The 15,395-nt window shown below is 62.1% G+C and carries 12 protein-coding genes; 4 read left to right on the top strand and 8 right to left on the bottom strand.

The features are described from left to right. Positions 1-83: 83 nt before the first annotated feature. Complete coding sequence (mepA, locus tag AC1RM7_RS12095) at positions 84-1,031, bottom strand: penicillin-insensitive murein endopeptidase (RefSeq protein ID WP_024920527.1); 948 nt, start codon at positions 1,029-1,031, stop codon at positions 84-86. Between the two features lie 343 nt (positions 1,032-1,374). Here mepA and AC1RM7_RS12090 point away from each other — a divergent pair, with 343 nt between their 5' ends. Further along, positions 1,375-3,594 (top strand): putative bifunctional diguanylate cyclase/phosphodiesterase, encoded by a 2,220-nt coding sequence (locus AC1RM7_RS12090; protein ID WP_024920526.1) that lies wholly within the window; start codon positions 1,375-1,377, stop codon positions 3,592-3,594. An 80-nt stretch (positions 3,595-3,674) separates the two neighbouring features. Here the strand turns inward: AC1RM7_RS12090 and AC1RM7_RS12085 are convergent, their stop codons facing one another. Beyond that, complete coding sequence (locus tag AC1RM7_RS12085) at positions 3,675-3,917, bottom strand: YegP family protein (RefSeq protein WP_024920525.1); 243 nt, start codon at positions 3,915-3,917, stop codon at positions 3,675-3,677. A gap of 828 nt (positions 3,918-4,745) precedes the next feature. Between AC1RM7_RS12085 and AC1RM7_RS12080 the strand changes: the two genes are divergently transcribed. Further along, positions 4,746-6,476, top strand: a complete 1,731-nt coding sequence (locus AC1RM7_RS12080; RefSeq protein ID WP_152544158.1) for a hypothetical protein — start codon at positions 4,746-4,748, stop codon at positions 6,474-6,476. A gap of 20 nt (positions 6,477-6,496) precedes the next feature. Here the strand turns inward: AC1RM7_RS12080 and lepA are convergent, their stop codons facing one another. Beyond that, positions 6,497-8,302: a translation elongation factor 4 gene (lepA, locus tag AC1RM7_RS12075; RefSeq protein ID WP_024920522.1), complete on the bottom strand. Its 1,806-nt coding sequence runs from the start codon at positions 8,300-8,302 to the stop codon at positions 6,497-6,499. 183 nt (positions 8,303-8,485) lie between these two features. Between lepA and AC1RM7_RS12070 the strand changes: the two genes are divergently transcribed. After that, positions 8,486-10,201 carry a glycosyltransferase family 39 protein gene (locus AC1RM7_RS12070; RefSeq protein WP_024920521.1) on the top strand — a complete coding sequence of 572 codons (1,716 nt, stop codon included), beginning with the start codon at positions 8,486-8,488 and terminating at the stop codon, positions 10,199-10,201. Positions 10,202-10,374: 173 nt separating this feature from the next. Here the strand turns inward: AC1RM7_RS12070 and AC1RM7_RS12065 are convergent, their stop codons facing one another. The 5 genes from AC1RM7_RS12065 to AC1RM7_RS12045 all read right to left on the bottom strand — a co-directional run bounded on the left by AC1RM7_RS12065 (position 10,375) and on the right by AC1RM7_RS12045 (position 14,383). Next, on the bottom strand, positions 10,375-10,689 hold the full coding sequence (locus tag AC1RM7_RS12065; protein WP_006022368.1) for an HPr family phosphocarrier protein: 315 nt from the start codon (positions 10,687-10,689) through the stop codon (positions 10,375-10,377). After that, complete coding sequence (locus AC1RM7_RS12060; protein ID WP_006022367.1) at positions 10,686-11,087, bottom strand: PTS sugar transporter subunit IIA; 402 nt, start codon at positions 11,085-11,087, stop codon at positions 10,686-10,688. The genes AC1RM7_RS12065 and AC1RM7_RS12060 overlap by 4 nt, the downstream gene beginning before the upstream one ends. Positions 11,088-11,295: 208 nt before the next feature. Continuing rightward, positions 11,296-11,742, bottom strand: a complete 447-nt coding sequence (locus AC1RM7_RS12055; RefSeq protein ID WP_024920520.1) for an HPr kinase/phosphorylase — start codon at positions 11,740-11,742, stop codon at positions 11,296-11,298. Further along, positions 11,739-13,559 carry a sensor histidine kinase gene (locus AC1RM7_RS12050; protein ID WP_024920519.1) on the bottom strand — a complete coding sequence of 607 codons (1,821 nt, stop codon included), beginning with the start codon at positions 13,557-13,559 and terminating at the stop codon, positions 11,739-11,741. Before AC1RM7_RS12050 ends, AC1RM7_RS12055 begins: the two co-directional genes overlap by 4 nt. Positions 13,560-13,681: 122 nt before the next feature. Further along, positions 13,682-14,383, bottom strand: a complete 702-nt coding sequence (locus AC1RM7_RS12045) for a response regulator transcription factor (protein ID WP_006022364.1) — start codon at positions 14,381-14,383, stop codon at positions 13,682-13,684. A gap of 240 nt (positions 14,384-14,623) precedes the next feature. Between AC1RM7_RS12045 and AC1RM7_RS12040 the strand changes: the two genes are divergently transcribed. Beyond that, a complete protein-coding gene (locus tag AC1RM7_RS12040) occupies positions 14,624-15,364 on the top strand; it encodes a HugZ family pyridoxamine 5'-phosphate oxidase (RefSeq protein WP_024920518.1) in 741 nt (246 codons plus the stop codon). Positions 15,365-15,395 lie beyond the last annotated feature (31 nt).

The raw sequence follows: 15,395 nt of genomic DNA, 5'->3' as shown, positions 1-15,395 counted from the left end.
ATGCCAAGGCATCGTTCGCCGGGACAATATCAGGCGTGGTCGCTGCGTAAAGTCCCGGATCGCTCCCCGGTTACGCGCTCGGGCTATTTTGCGTCCGGAGCCTGAAGAACCTGCCGGCATTCAGACGGCAGGTTTGCGAGCGTGAGCGGCGGCTTCGGTTTGGGCGGCACCGGCGGCGGCTTTGGATGCAGCACCGCGTCGCTGAACCAGTAGGCCAGGTCGCCTGCGCTGCAACCTTCACCGTCGGCGGGCGGCGTCTGCGCTTCACAATTCGTGCTGCCCGCCGGACACTTCATGCGGATGTGGAAATGGTAGTCGTGCCCGTACATCGGGCGCACCTTCGACAGCCAGCTCCGGTCGCCCTTCGCTTCCCGGCACAGCGCCTTCTTGATCGCGGCGTTGACGAAGATGCGCTCCACCTGCGGCTCCTGAGCGGCAGCGCGGATCACGGGAAGATGTGTCGGCGTCCATGTAGCCGGATCGATGTCGAGGCGATCTTTCCGCACCATCATCACGGCGGACGTTTCCTCGCGTTCCTCGCGGGAGAGCTGCCGGTTCGGCATCGGCGTCAGCCAGATGTCGGCATCGAGGCCAATCTGGTGGCTTGCGTGCCCGGTGAACATCGGCCCGCCGCGCGGCTGGGACATATCGCCGACCAGAAGTCCCGGCCAGCCCGCCGTCTTCTGCGCTTTGACGGCTACTCTTTCGAGCAAAGCAATGAGATCAGGGTGTCCCCAGTTGCGGTTGCGCGACAGCCGCATGACTTGCCACGCCGATCCGTTGATCGGCAATGCGACGGCGCCGGCGATACATCCTTTGGCGTAAAACCCGATGGCTTGCGGCGCGAGCGCAGCCGGCTGCAGCTTGCGGCCGAACAGTTCCTTGGCGGCGACTTTGGGATCGTTGGGATTGGCCAGCGGCGGAAGCGGCTTGGGGTTGACGCTGCCCTTGTCCTGCGCCTGTGCCGGGACTGTCACCGCGAGAGCAGCCGACATCAGAGCGAGCGCGGGAATCAGACGGAATCGGATCATAACGCTCTTATAGCGGACAGCGGGCCCGGCGACGAGGCGGCGCGATTCTTAACCGGGCATTAGCCATGCCGGAGACTGACGCAAATTGGAGCGAAATGCCATGCGTGCGAATATTTGTTGTGCAGATGGCGCATCGGAGCCGAAGTAGTGTCATGATCGCGGGGGAGAAACGATCATGCGAGCCTTATCTGGTGTGACCTGCCACGGTTAACGCCTCGCAATTGAGCACTCCAAGGGCCATCGCAGAGGTGGCATCAGCTTCAGGCAGTTCGCTAAAGGATACCAATTTTTCAGACACTTATAGCAAAACTGGCGCCCGCAGAATGCAAGGGATGCGGGGCAGATGCCGATCAATCGGCCAAAACCAAAAAACAGAACCGGTAAGTCAGCACTCACGCGGGGAAGGTTGTCGGTTCGCCGGCCCAAGGCCGTGCCGAAGCTGTTACCCAAGGGCCGCAAGATCTCCGAGATCGGCGAAATCGTGCGCAAGCGCGCGGAAGCCGAGGCGGCGATCGCGGATGCGGCGCGCTCCAACGCGCGTTTGCGCGAGGCGATCGATATTCTTCCGCAAGGTATCGTGTTTCTCGATGCCGAGGGGCGATACATCCTCTGGAACAAGAAGTACGCCGAGATCTACAACAAGAGCGCCGACCTCTTTAAAGAGGGCGCGATGTTGCGTGACACCCTGAAGGAGGGCGTGGCGCGCGGCGACTATCCGGACGCGATCGGGCGCGAGGATGAATGGATCAACGAGCGGCTCGAGAAGCTTTATCATCCCGGTCATCGCCACGAACAAACCCTGTCCGACGGCCGCTGCATCCTGATCGAGGAACGCCTGACCGGCGACGGCGGCGTGATCGGGCTGCGCGTCGATATCACCGAACTGAAACAGCGCGAAGCCTCGTTCCGCCTGCTGTTCGACGGCAATCCCGTGCCGATGATTGTCTGTGCCCAGGACAACGAGCGCATCATCAGCGTCAATGACGCGGCGGTCGCGCATTACGGATACGCGCGCGAGGACTTCGAGAAACTGAAGATATCCGACGTGCAGGCCTTCGATCAGGCCGCGCCCTGGACCGGCGACCAGACCACCGAGGAGCGCGCGGCGCGAACCTGGAAGCACGTCAAGGCCGACGGATCGCTGATCGATGTCGCGATCTATTCGCGCATGCTGACGTTCGAAGGCAAGCCCGCGGTGCTGCTGGCGCTGATGGACATCACCGAGCGTAAACGGGCCGAAGCGCGGCTCGCTTTCATGGCGCAGCATGACGGCCTCACCGGGTTGCCGAACCGCATCCTGCTGCGGCAGCGGCTCGATGAACTGCTGGCGCATACCCGCCGCAGCGGCGACAAGGTCGCGGTGCTGTTTCTCGACCTCGACAACTTCAAGGCCATCAACGACACGCTGGGCCATGCCATCGGCGACAAGCTGCTCAAGGGCGTGACCAAGCGCCTGCGCTCCTCGCTGCGCGAGGAAGACGCGATCGCGCGCCTCGGCTCCGACGAATTCGCCATCGTGCAGGCCGGCGTGTCGCGGCCGGAGGATGTCGCGTTTCTGGCCCGGCGCCTGATCGACGCCATCAGCGAGCCCTATCTGTTCGACGGCCACACCATCGTCAGCGGCGCCAGCATCGGCATTGCGATTGCGCCAGGCGACGGCGACGATGCCGAGAAGCTGCTCAAGAATGCCGACATGGCGCTGTCGCGCGCCAAGAGCGAGGGGCACGGCACGTTCAGTTTCTTCGAATCGGAAATGGACGCCCGCGCCCAGACCCGCCGCCGCATCGAAATCGATCTGCGCGCGGCGATCGAGAGCAACATCCTGCAGCCTCACTACCAGCCGCTGGTCGATCTCAAGACCGGACGGATCACCGGTTTCGAGGCGCTGGTGCGCTGGCCGGACCCGGACCGCGGCATGATTCCGCCGGTGGAATTCATTCCGGTCGCGGAAGAAACCGGCCTGATCAACGCCGTCGGCGGCCTGATGCTGCGGCGCGCCTGCATGGACGCGGCGCAATGGCCGGACGACGTGCGCGTCGCCGTGAACCTGTCGCCGCTGCAATTCCGTGTCGGCAACCTTCTCTCGGTGGTGATGGACGCGCTGAAAACATCAGGCCTGTCGCCGAAGCGGCTTGAACTCGAAATCACCGAAACCCTGCTGCTCGAAAAGAGCGATCAGGTGCTGGCTACGCTGCATGCGCTGCGCGCGCTCGGCGTGCGGATTTCGATGGACGATTTCGGTACCGGATATTCGTCGCTGAGCTATCTGCGCAGCTTCCCGTTCGACAAGATCAAGATCGACCGCTCATTCGTGCGCGATCTCGGCTCCAATCAGGACGCCCAGGCGATCGTCCGCTCGATCATCTCGCTCGGCATGGGCCTTGGCGTGACGATCACCGCGGAAGGCGTCGAGACCGAATGCGAACTCGCCTGCCTGCGTGCGGAAGGCTGTCATGAGGGACAAGGCTTCCTGTTCAGCCGCGCCCGGCCGAACGCCGAGATCACCGCGCTGTTGCAGGCCCAGCGCAACGCGACCAGCGGCGCAAGCGTCCGCGTGGCGTGATCCCGGTTCTCGGCGCGGACCGATGCAAATGAAAAACCCCGGCTTTGAGCCGGGGTTTTCCTTGCGATGATCGCTGAAAATCACTTCTTCCTGGACTTCTTCTTTTTCTTCGCAGGCTTGTCCTTCGCCTTCACAGCCTTCGAGACGTCGTCGATCTCGGCCTTGGCGACATGCTTGACGATCGACTTGATCGTGCTCTTGGCGGACGCCTTGTTGGAATAGCCTTCCGAGGCGAACATCTTCTCGCCGTTCGGGGCGCGGAAGCGAAAGCGGAATTCGCCGGATTTGTCTTTGTAGATTTCAAACTTGTAGGACGCTGCCATCACTGTCTCCGATGGTTGAAAATTCGATCACGCGCACCGTCGATGGACGGGCGCGAAGAGTCAAGCGGCTCGCGCCTTTCTCTCGATCACGCACCCGCCAGATTCGACTTGAACGGGCGATGAACGGCGATGCGCGACCGCGCCAACGGGAGTCATGCGCGGTGTCACAATTCGTCGCTCGCGCGATTATTTTCAGAGATTGCAACGAGCTATCGCGAGGAGAGATCGTGCGCTCTCGTCATTGCGAGGAGCGAAGCGACGAAGCAATCCATGTTTCCTTCAAAAGAGTGGATTGCTTCGCTCCGCTCGCAATGACGACTGAGCGAGAACAGCGCCTGAGACTTTCTGACTTGACGACAGGGTGGTCTACCCGCGAAGGCACGCAGTGACATCCGCTTCACCTGAGGGCGCGGACGACCCGGTCCCGTTTGCATTTCCTCTTCAAGAAGAAATGGAGCGCCGGGAGGCGCCAGGGGTGTGCGAGACCCCTCATGACGAGCCTTTGCGAGAGGCTCGTCCGCGTGCCTGACGAGAACGGATTGCGAGTCCGTCTCGCGAGGCGCGCGCGTTCTGATGCGAGAAGGTTTGCGAGGCCTTCCGCCCGAACGCTGCGCCTCCCGGCGCTCCACCAGCCGCACCCCGACATGATGGGGTGGGGGCTGCCTCATCCCTCCGCGTCATGAGCGCGTAGGGACGAATGAAAATATAGGAATATAATCATAGTAAATCAAAGTCAATACCTGGAGGGGCAGACGCGATGCGGTCGCTGGTGGTTTGCTCCCTCCATTGATACTGATGAATTGCTCTCAGAAACGTCGTGGGTGAGCGATGGGACTACACAAACTGACGTGGATACCTGCGGCCCTTGTGGCGATGATCCTATGTGGCTCAAAGGCCCAGACTTCCGGGCCAGAGCCAAAAAGGCCGGGCGTTTCAGTCGAAACAAGGGGAAGTTTCCAGAATATTCAAACGATCGATCCTGATTTGGCAAAACAGGCGCAAAATTTTGCGACCCTGCGCCAAATTCCAAGCACTCATAATGCCGCTCTTGTCCCTTGGCTGATCGCTAATTCGCTGGGATTGCAGCCGCCATTTCTTCTCGAAACGGCCCGTCGCCTTTGGGAATTGGATCGGCGAAATGAAGCCTTTGAGTGGTATGCATTGGCCCTGCTGCGGACCCGGTACGATGCCGGAAGATGTGTCGATCCCACCGCGCAGCAAATCATGCTGCCGCCGATTGCTGCCAATGTAGCAGGAGGTGTCGATCAATCCCGACCGGCGTTTGGTGAGGCCGGACTTCGCGCTCTTGCACGGAATGACGCCTTTTCAAGCACAGCGTCGCCGTGGTGGGCCTGTTCACAAGGCCTAGTGGCGATCAAGGCGGGGTTGGAAAAGCAGTCGATTGAACAATCCGCGTGGCTCAAGCCGCAAGGCGAGTGGGATACATTGCGTGCGACCATTACGCGCGATTTTACAGCATTCTTTATTGAGCAGGGTAAGCTGCAGGACGATCCGATTCCAAAATCGAAGGCAGCTTATATTGTCACTACGATAGGTACTGGCGAATATTGGGATTTCGGTTGGCTTGATGCGAAGCGCCTCGTCTTCGGTGAAGTGAAACGAGACCTTAAAGCCCAGTCCACCACCACCACGCTTCGTCTATGGAATGATGGTGGTACAGTTGAGGAATTTGCGAACTTTTCCGGCCGCTGGTGTGCCGGTCAAGGCGTCGTTAGCTATGTGGTCAGGTCCGAGAAGTTGGAGGGCAGAGCGAGGCGAATAACCTTGGCCGCGGGCGAGCCGGGTAAAGCAATTGAAACGACAATCGAATTCGATGGCTTTGCGATATTCCCGCAACTCATGCACACCACAACGCGAAGTGGGAGCATGGTCTCGGCGGACCCAAAACGATTAAGTCCGTTCGACTGTCGCTGGGTAAGGAGTGAAGTCCTTTCGGACGCCAAGAAAAATGCGGAATGGATGCCACTGCTGCCCCGAGACGGCTTTGTGTCATTCGTAAAGCAGCCAGGTAGCATTCTTACCGAGAGAATTCTTTACTACTCGGATGAAACGTCGGCCCCGATAGAGTTGCAGGTATCTGCTCGTAATATCGAGCCACACTCCCTGCGTTACTATGATTACAAACGCTCCTATTTCTTGTCCGCGATAGAACCGCCGCAAGCATCGGCAGACAAGAAAACAAACTGTGACGCAGCGTGGTGGTTTTATCCGCAGGAGACCAGGATTGAGAGGGTTTGTGTACCTGTCGATGAGGTCACACAGAACTATCCGACTTATTGGCCGTCGCGCGTGGGAATCTTGCGGGTAATAATCGCGCGACGCACTCCGCACGGAGAAAAACCGGGCGGCATTTATCTGACATCAAAAGGTAAGAGCGAAAAAATATTTGAAGGAAACGTGCGCGCTGTGTCTGTCTCACCAGACGGCTGCAAGGTTGCAATAGCGCTCTACTCCAGAACCCTTGATCCCAAAGCGCCTCTCTCGGTGCTTGAATTGTGTTCGATGGCCAATTCCCCTGGCGCGGTGAAAGAGCAATAAGGCGCGTCGGAACTCAGTGCTCAGCTATCCACCTTCAGCGCGGCAATGAATGCTTCCTGCGGGATGTCGACCTTGCCGAACTGCCGCATCTTCTTCTTGCCTTCCTTCTGCTTCTCCAGAAGCTTGCGCTTGCGCGTGATGTCGCCGCCGTAGCACTTCGCGGTCACATCCTTGCGCAGCGCGCGGACGGTTTCGCGCGCGATCACCTTGCCGCCGATCGCCGCCTGGATCGGAATCTGGAACATGTGCGGCGGGATCAGCTCCTTCATTTTCTCGACCATGGCGCGGCCGCGGCCTTCGGCGCGGGTGCGATGAACCAGCATGGAGAGCGCGTCCACCGGTTCGTTGTTGACGAGAATCTGCATCTTCACGAGATCGGCCGGCTTGTAATCGGTCAGGTGATAGTCGAACGAGGCATAGCCCTTCGAGACGGACTTCAGACGGTCGTAGAAATCGAACACCACTTCATTGAGCGGCAGTTCGTATTTCACCATGGCGCGGGCGCCGACGTAGGTGAGTTCCTTCTGGTTGCCGCGACGCTCCTGACAGAGCTTGAGCACGCTGCCGAGATAGTCGTCCGGTGTGAGGATGGTGGCCTCGATCCACGGCTCCTCGATTTCCTTGATCTGCGTCACGTCCGGCATGTCGATCGGATTGTGAATCTCGATCTCGCTGCCGTTGTTGAGGTGCATCTTGTAGATGACGCTCGGGGCGGTCGCGATCAGGTTGAGATTGAACTCGCGGGAGAGGCGCTCCTGGATGATTTCCAGATGCAGCAGGCCGAGGAAGCCGCAGCGGAAGCCGAAGCCCAGCGCGGCCGAGGTCTCCATCTCGAACGAGAAGCTTGCGTCATTGAGCCGCAGCTTGCCCATCGCCGCGCGCAGCGTCTCGAAGTCGTCGGCATCGACCGGAAACAGGCCGCAGAAAACCACCGGCACGGCGGGCTTGAAGCCCGGCAGCATTTCGGTGATCGGCTTGCGGTCGTCGGTGATGGTGTCGCCGACGCGGGTATCGGCGACTTCTTTGATCGCCGCGGTGATGAAACCGATTTCGCCGGGGCCGAGTTCGTCGACATTGACCATCTTCGGCGTGAAGTAGCCGACACGCTCGACGTCGTAAGCCGCGCCCGTGCCCATCATGCGCACGCGCTGGCCCTTCTTCAGGACGCCATCGACCACGCGCACCAGAACCACTACGCCGAGGTAAACGTCGTACCAGCTGTCGACCAGCAGCGCCTTCAGCGTCGCGTCGCGGTCGCCCTTCGGCGGCGGCAGGCGGGTGACGATGGCTTCCAGCACGTCGGGAATGCCGAGGCCGGTCTTTGCCGAGATCATCACCGCCTCGGAGGCATCGATGCCGATCACGTCCTCGATCTGCTGCTTCACCTGTTCGGGCTCCGCGGCGGGCAGATCGACCTTGTTCAGCACCGGCACGATTTCGAGATTGGCGTCGAGCGCGTGATAGACGTTGGCGAGCGTCTGCGCTTCCACGCCCTGCGAGGCGTCGACCACCAGCAGTGCGCCTTCGCACGCGGCCAGCGAACGCGAAACCTCGTAGGCGAAGTCGACGTGGCCGGGCGTGTCCATCAGGTTGAAGATGTAGGTGTTGCCGTCCTTGGCCTTGTAGTTGAGGCGAACGGTCTGCGCCTTGATGGTGATGCCGCGCTCACGCTCGATGTCCATCGAATCGAGCACCTGTTCCTTCATCTCGCGCGCCTCCAGTCCGCCGGTGGTCTGGATCAGCCGGTCGGCGAGGGTGGACTTGCCATGGTCGATATGGGCGACGATGGAGAAGTTGCGGACGTTGGAAATAGGGGTCGTTGTCATGGGCGCGGGATAGCATTCGCGCCCCTTTGCGGCAACTGAATTGGGCGGCGGAACGCGGACTTCCAGCGGATTGGCGCGGATTTCCTGCTGTTCGCGGCGCTCCGTGCGATCCTTGCCGCAATCTCCCGGCACTGGTAGCAACAAGCCAGCGCAACGAGCCAGTTCCGACACAGGTTGACCGCGATGTCCGATGCTTCCTCGACCGAAACCGGGCGCAGAACCGGGAAAAACCCCGGCCCGCGCACCGGACTGCGATCCCGGCAGAAGGCGCGCCTGCGCCACGTGCCGGTCACGCGCCGCGTGGCGGCGTGGATCGCGGCAGTCGCCCACGATCCGGCGACGTCGCTCAGATTCGTCATCGGCTTTGCGGTGGTGCATGCGCTGCTCTGGACCATCATCCTCACCGCGCTGAAGGCCGCGCAGGATGTCCACATGGATGTCGCGGAGGCTTACGCCTGGGGCCAGAAATTCCTGCTCGGCTACGGCAAGCATCCGCCGCTGGCGGGATGGGTCGCGGGCGTCTGGTTCAGGATTTTTCCCGTCACCGACTGGGCGACCTACGCGCTGGCGATGACAGTCGCCGGCACCGGCCTTGTGATCTGCTGGCTGATCGCGGTGCGCGTGGTCGATCATCGCCGCGCCATGTTCACGGTGGCGATGCTGGCGCTCTATCCGGTCTTCACCTTCAAGGGCTTCAAGTACAATCCCGATCTGCTGCAACTGGTGACGCTGCCGCTGTTCGTGCTGGCCTATCTCGAGGCGTTCCAGAAGCGCACGGTGATGTCGGGCATCTGGCTCGGACTCGCCGCCGCGCTGGCGCTGATGACCAAATACTGGGTGCTGACCATGATCGGCGCTGCGGGGCTCGCATCGCTGCTCCATCCGGACCGGATGCGTTTTTGGCGCTCACCCGCGCCGTGGGTGGCGTTCGCTGCGTGTTTTGCCGGCCTGCTGCCGCATCTGTGGTGGCTGAAGCAGGCGGATTTCCTGCCGCTGATCTATGCCGACGATGTGTACGGCGGGCGGACCTTCGCCACCACGCTGCGGCTGGCGTCGATCTATCTTGCGCACAATCTCGGCCTGCTGCTGCTTCCCGTGAGCTTCGCAGCCATTGCACTGGCGTGGAAGCTGCAATGGTGGAAGTCGCTGCGGCGGAGAGGATTTATCGGCGAGTTCATCGCCTCGGCAAGGCGTCCATGGGTGCGCGGTCCCAACTCCGGCGTGTTCCTCACGCAGGCGCGCAATATCTGGATCATGCAGATCATTGTCGCGCTGGTGCCCCCGATCGCCGCTGTGGCGTTCGGCATCTACATGAAGACCGACTGGGGAATCTCGCTGTTCTTCCTGGTGCCGCTGGCGCTGATTGCGCTGCCGACGCTGCGCGTCACGCAGATGGCGCTGATCCGGCTGATGCTGATGTGGCTGGTGTTCACCCTCGTCATGCTGCTGATCTCGCCGATCATCGCGGCGCAGACCGTGCGGCGCGACGGCGACGCCGGCGTTCCGTTCGCACCCAAGTCTGAATTCGCGATGCAACTCACCGAAGCCTGGCGCGCGCGGTTCAACAGGCGCTGGGCCGTGGTCGCAGGCACCACCGAAATCGGCGAGCCGCTGACCTTCTACAGCCCCGATCATCCGGCGCCGCTGACGCCGCGGGAGGTCTGGGCCTCGGGCCTGACCAGTCTGGAGGAGGCGAAGCAGCGCGGCTTCATCGGCATCTGCGACACCAAGGATCTCGAGCTTAACAAGTGCGAAGCCTGGATGGCGGAGAACGCGCCGAACGCGGAGCGCCTCGATCTCACCTCGCGGCGCTACTTCCACGGCAAGGCGGGCCCGGCGGTGAAGTGGAAGATCTGGATCGTGGGTCCGGAGCGGCCTGACGAAGAGGACGACAAGTAGTAGGCTTCGCACGATCTATTCCACGGGTCGTCCCCGCGAAGGCGGGGACCCAGACTCCCTGCGTCTTCGATCTGAATCAGATGTCAGCTACGTGTTCCGAACCGTGGACTGAGTGGTTATGGGTCCCCGCCTTCGCGGGGACGACATCTGAGATGGTGCAGCTTTGAGTGGAATCAGCCCGCTTCTTCTTCGCCGAACTTGTTGGCGAGCAGTTCGGTGATGGCGTTGATCGCCGCCTCGGCTTCGCGGCCGCTTGCCGCCACCGTAATGGTGGTGCCGATCCCGGCCGAGAGCATCATCAGGCCCATGATCGATGTGCCGCCGACGCTTTCGCCGTTGCGCGTGACGGTGAGTTCGGCGTCGAACTTTTCCGCCGTCTGCACGAATTTCGCGGAGGCGCGGGCATGAAGGCCGCGCTTGTTAATGATGGGAAGTTCTCGGACGATAACGCCGGCTGACGAAGACGTATGCTCCGGCGTGGCGCTCATTTCCCGGCGAGCACACGGCTGGCGATCGTCACGTATTTGCGGCCGGCTTCCTGAGCGGCGGCGATCGCGTCGGGCAGCGGCTTGTCGTCGCGCACCTTCGCGAGCTTGACCAGCATCGGCAGGTTGATGCCGGCCAGCACTTCGACCTTGGGACGGCTCATACAGGAGATCGCGAGGTTCGACGGCGTGCCGCCGAACATGTCGGTGAGAATCGCAACGCCATCGCCGCTGTCCACGCGCTTGACGGCTTCGATAATATCGCTGCGACACAGATCGGCATCGTCTTCGGCGCCAATCGTAATCGACTCGATTTGTTTTTGCGGACCCATCACGTGTTCAAGGGCAGCCTTGAACTCGTCGGCAAGACGCCCGTGGGTCACCAGTACTAGACCAATCATCCAAAACTCCTCGCGGGCGCTTTTTGATGCACCGCACGAAAGGGCCACATGTTGACCATCCAGAGCCCCGGCGCAAGGGGGGATGTTGCCGCGTACCCCCTTAAAAAAGGTGTCCGCGCGGGTCGTCTTCAGTGGCGGGGTCTGGGTTATATGGCGACCAAACCGCCGCCAGCAATCAGCCTAAGGTCGCGAGTTCGCTTTTGAAACCTTAAACTGTCGTAAGGAATGCCAGAACCAGGGGCAGAGCGCCATACCCCCGTGCCACCGGGATTCGCGGGATTTCCAGCCCGGAAACCAGGGTTTTGAGGGCTTCCGGCGGCGGCAGGCGCTCGGCGTCGGCGGCGTCGAGGTCCACCACCAGCCCCACGGGCGCCTCGGCGGCAAAGCCGATGGTCCTGATTCCAAGCCCGCGAATTTCGATCATTCCCGCCAGTTCAGGCACGCCGCGCACAATCAGCCGGCTGCCGTGGTTCGTCAGGCGGACCCGGTCGTCGCCGATCAGGGTGACGGCGGGGAGCTGTCCCGCGCGGCCGGCGAGGATCAGGTCGAACGCCAGCCGGGACTTGCCGGAGCCCGAAGGCCCGCGAATCAGGACCGCGCGGTCGCCGGCCAGGACTGCCGAGGCATGGATGCTTGGGTCGCTGCCAGCGGTCATATGGCGGGCAGCCGGACCGTGAAGCGTGCGCCGACAATCCGGGCATCGCCTTCGGCGTCGAGCGGACCGGCGCGGTTTTCCGCCCAGATGCGCCCGCCGTGGGCTTCCACGATCTGCTTGGAGATCGACAGGCCAAGGCCGGAATTCTGTCCAAAACCCTGATGCGGGCGGTCGGTGTAGAAGCGCTCGAAGATTTTCTCGAGTGCGCCGGGTCGGATGCCGGTGCCGTCGTCGTCGATCACGATCTCGATTTCGGATTTGAGGCGGCGGCAGACGATGCGCACCTTGCTGCCCGGACGCGAGAACGACTGCGCGTTGCTTAAAAGATTCGAAATCACCTGTCCGAGCCGCGAGTCATGTCCCGGCACGGAGAAGCTGTCGTTGGGCTTGCCCTCGAAACGGGCTTCGACCGTGACGTCGGTGCCGTGCTGGGTCTCATTGGCGACCGAGACCAGCGTGTTGAGCAGGCGGCGGATGTCGACCGGCTCCACATCCTGCCGCTGCAACTCGGCGTCGAGCCGGCTGGCGTCGGAAATGTCGGAGATCAGGCGGTCGAGCCTGCGCACGTCGTGCTCGATCACGGCCAGCAGCCGCGAGCGGCTGTCGTCGGAGCGCGCCAGCGGAAGCGTCTCGACCGCCGAGCGCATCGAGGTCAGCGGGTTCTTCAGTTCGTGGGCGACGTCGGCGGCGAAACGCTCGATCCCTTCGATGCGGTTGTAGAGCGCGTCGGTCATGTCGCGCAGCGCGCGCGACAGATGGCCGATCTCGTCGCCGCGCGAGGTGAAGTCCGGAATTTCGACACGGGTCTTGATGCGGCGGCGGACGCGCTCGGCGCTGTCGGCGAGACGGCGCATCGGGCCGGCGATGGTCGAGGCGAGCAGCAGCGACAGCAGGATCATCACGCCCGACGCGATGCCGAACACTTTGAGGATCGCGAGCCGCTCGTTGGTCACCAGCTGGTCGATGTCGTCGCCCTGGGTCGAGAGCATCAGCGCGCCATGCACCGCGCGGAAGCGCTGCACCGGCACCGACACCGAGACGATCACTTCGCCGCGGTCGTTGATGCGCACCATGCTGCCCTTGCGGCCGTCGAGCGCCTGCTGGACTTCCTGATAGCCGTTGCCGTTTTCCGGTCCGAGTTCGCGGTACAGCGGCAGGTCGCCGCGGTTGAGCCAGGTGCGGATCGCGATCATGGTCTTTTCGGCGAAGCCCGGCTTTTCAGCGTTGGGCGGCGCCAGTTCGAAGCGCATCACGTCGCCGCGGCCGTAAAGATTGCGGCTGTCGAGCACCAGCACGCCCTCGCGATCGTAAATCCGCGCGCGGGTCTTGGTCGGCGAAATCAGCCGCCGCAGCACCGGCGCGACGCGTTCGGGATTGATCGGGAAATCGATGTTGCTGAGGGTCTCGTCGGTCGGGCCGTAGGTTTCGCCGGGCTTCAGATCGAGCAGGCGCTCGGGATCGACGGTGATCGCGTTGGTCTCGACCGTGGCCGAGGCCGCGATCGCGCCGGAGATGATTTCGGCCTGCACCAGCAGGCTCTGCGCGCGCGCGTCGATCAGGCCGGCGCGGAATTGCGACAGATAGAGAATGCCGGCCAGCATCGCGAACAGGCCGATCAGGTTGAGGACCACGATGCGGCGTGTGAGGCTCGAGAAGGTCAGCGCGGTGAGATAGCGTCCGGCGCGCTTGATCAGATCAACCGGACTCCAGCGCCGGCGCACGGCTCCGGCTTCCGACGGCGCGTCGGCAATCGGCGCAAGTGGCGGCGCTCCGGCTTCGGCATCGTCGTCGCTGTCATGCTGCGTTCGATCAAGCAATGGCTAGACGCCCGATTGTTCGGTTCGAGATCGGCCGATTATAGCAACCAACCGGCATGCGAGCGACCCGCCATACGGCGCTGTCGCCGGACCAGTTCCCTCCGTGTCGCATGCCGGAACGATCAGGTTTCCTTGAAGCGATAGCCGACGCCGTACAGGGTTTCGATCATCTCGAAGTCATCGTCGGCTGCCTTGAACTTTTTCCGCAGGCGCTTGATATGGCTGTCGATGGTGCGGTCGTCGACATAGACCTGGTCGTCATAGGCCGCATCCATCAGCGCGTTGCGGCTTTTCACCACTCCGGGGCGGGTGGCCAGCGCCTGAAGGATCAGGAATTCGGTCACGGTGAGCGTCACCGGTTCGTTCTTCCAGGTGCAGGTGTGACGTTCCGGGTCCATGCGCAGCAGTCCGCGCTCGAGCGCCTTGGCGTCCATTTCCTTCTGCGTGGCGGCAGGGTCCTTCGGCACCGCGCGGCGGAGCACCGCCTTGACGCGCTCCACCAAGAGGCGCTGGGAGAACGGTTTGCGGATGAAATCGTCGGCGCCCATCTTGAGGCCGAACAACTCGTCGATTTCCTCGTCCTTGGAGGTGAGGAAGATCACGGGCAGATCCGACTTCTGGCGCAGCCGGCGCAGCGTTTCCATGCCGTCCATGCGGGGCATCTTGATGTCGAGGATGGCAAGGTCCGGCGGACTCGTCTTGAAGCCGTCGAGGGCTGACGCGCCATCCGTATAGGTCATGATCCGGTAGCCTTCGGCTTCCAGTGCGATCGAGACCGACGTCAGAATGTTGCGGTCGTCATCGACCAGGGCGATTGTGGGCATGAGCCTGCTTTCCAAATCGATAGTTTCGGGCGGGGCGACTGTTTACTGACCGGACAAACCGGATGCCGTGAAATAAGGCGTTCGCTTATCTTCAACGAGCAATGCAAGCTGGGCTGAAATGTGACCGAGTTCCTGGGCCCTGCGAATATTGGAACCTGACGTTTATATAAGCGGATTGTTCCGGGATATAACCCCTTTTTGCCGCAAAAAAGCCCGTTAACCTTTGAAATCAGGCTCCCGATGGACCCCTCTGCAACCGTCAAACCGGCCCGTCTGACCCGCTCACTGCTGGCCCGCCGCCGTGAGGGCGCACTGGCGACGCTGATGCCCGAGAGCGGCGATCCGTATTGCTCGCTGGTCAATGTCGGCTCCATGCCGGACGGGTCGCCGGTCCTGCTGATCTCGCGGCTTGCGATCCACACCAGGAACATTCTGAACGATCCGCGGGTGTCGCTGATGCTGGACGAACGCGCGCCGGGCGATCCGCTGGAAGGCGCGCGCATCATGCTGGCAGGCACCGCCGAAGAAACGCAGGGCGACGACGCCGGGCTTGCAAGACGGCGCTATCTTGCGGCTCATCCCTCGGCCGAGGATTTTGCCGGCTTCAAGGATTTCTCGTTCTTCAAAATCGTGCCGAAAGGTGTGCATCTGGTTGCGGGGTTCGGCCGTATCGTCGATCTGGAGCCGCGTGATTTTCTCACCGATCTCTCGGGTGCGGAAGCACTGGTGGAGGCCGAGCCGGACATCGTCGCGCATATGAATGCCGATCACACCGACACGATGAATCTGTACGCGGTGAAACTGCTCGGTGCTTCCGAAGGCGCATGGCGATGCACCGGCTGCGATCCCGAGGGCCTCGATCTGCAGGATGACGGGCGCACGCTCCGGCTCGATTTTCCGCAGCGGATCGTCACACCTGCCGCACTGCGGCAAGCCCTGAAGGCGCTTGCCGACCGCGCCAAGGCCCTCCCAAGCCCGTGAAATTCAATCCGTTTTCGCCGGTCCCGGCGAT

The sequence above is a fragment of the Afipia sp. GW822-FHT03D08 genome (assembly GCF_058801645.1).
This window is presented reverse-complemented; position numbering and strand designations above follow the sequence as displayed.

Coding starts and splice junctions, on each gene's coding strand:
- AC1RM7_RS12085 (WP_024920525.1), bottom strand. CDS start 3,917: ATGGCAGCGTCCTACAAGTTTGAAATCTACAAAGACAAATCCGGCGAA.
- mepA (WP_024920527.1), bottom strand. CDS start 1,031: ATGATCCGATTCCGTCTGATTCCCGCGCTCGCTCTGATGTCGGCTGCT.
- AC1RM7_RS12055 (WP_024920520.1), bottom strand. CDS start 11,742: ATGACCGCTGGCAGCGACCCAAGCATCCATGCCTCGGCAGTCCTGGCC.
- lepA (WP_024920522.1), bottom strand. CDS start 8,302: ATGACAACGACCCCTATTTCCAACGTCCGCAACTTCTCCATCGTCGCC.
- AC1RM7_RS12070 (WP_024920521.1), top strand. CDS start 8,486: ATGTCCGATGCTTCCTCGACCGAAACCGGGCGCAGAACCGGGAAAAAC.
- AC1RM7_RS12090 (WP_024920526.1), top strand. CDS start 1,375: ATGCCGATCAATCGGCCAAAACCAAAAAACAGAACCGGTAAGTCAGCA.
- AC1RM7_RS12065 (WP_006022368.1), bottom strand. CDS start 10,689: ATGAGCGCCACGCCGGAGCATACGTCTTCGTCAGCCGGCGTTATCGTC.
- AC1RM7_RS12040 (WP_024920518.1), top strand. CDS start 14,624: ATGGACCCCTCTGCAACCGTCAAACCGGCCCGTCTGACCCGCTCACTG.
- AC1RM7_RS12060 (WP_006022367.1), bottom strand. CDS start 11,087: ATGATTGGTCTAGTACTGGTGACCCACGGGCGTCTTGCCGACGAGTTC.
- AC1RM7_RS12045 (WP_006022364.1), bottom strand. CDS start 14,383: ATGCCCACAATCGCCCTGGTCGATGACGACCGCAACATTCTGACGTCG.
- AC1RM7_RS12080 (WP_152544158.1), top strand. CDS start 4,746: ATGGGACTACACAAACTGACGTGGATACCTGCGGCCCTTGTGGCGATG.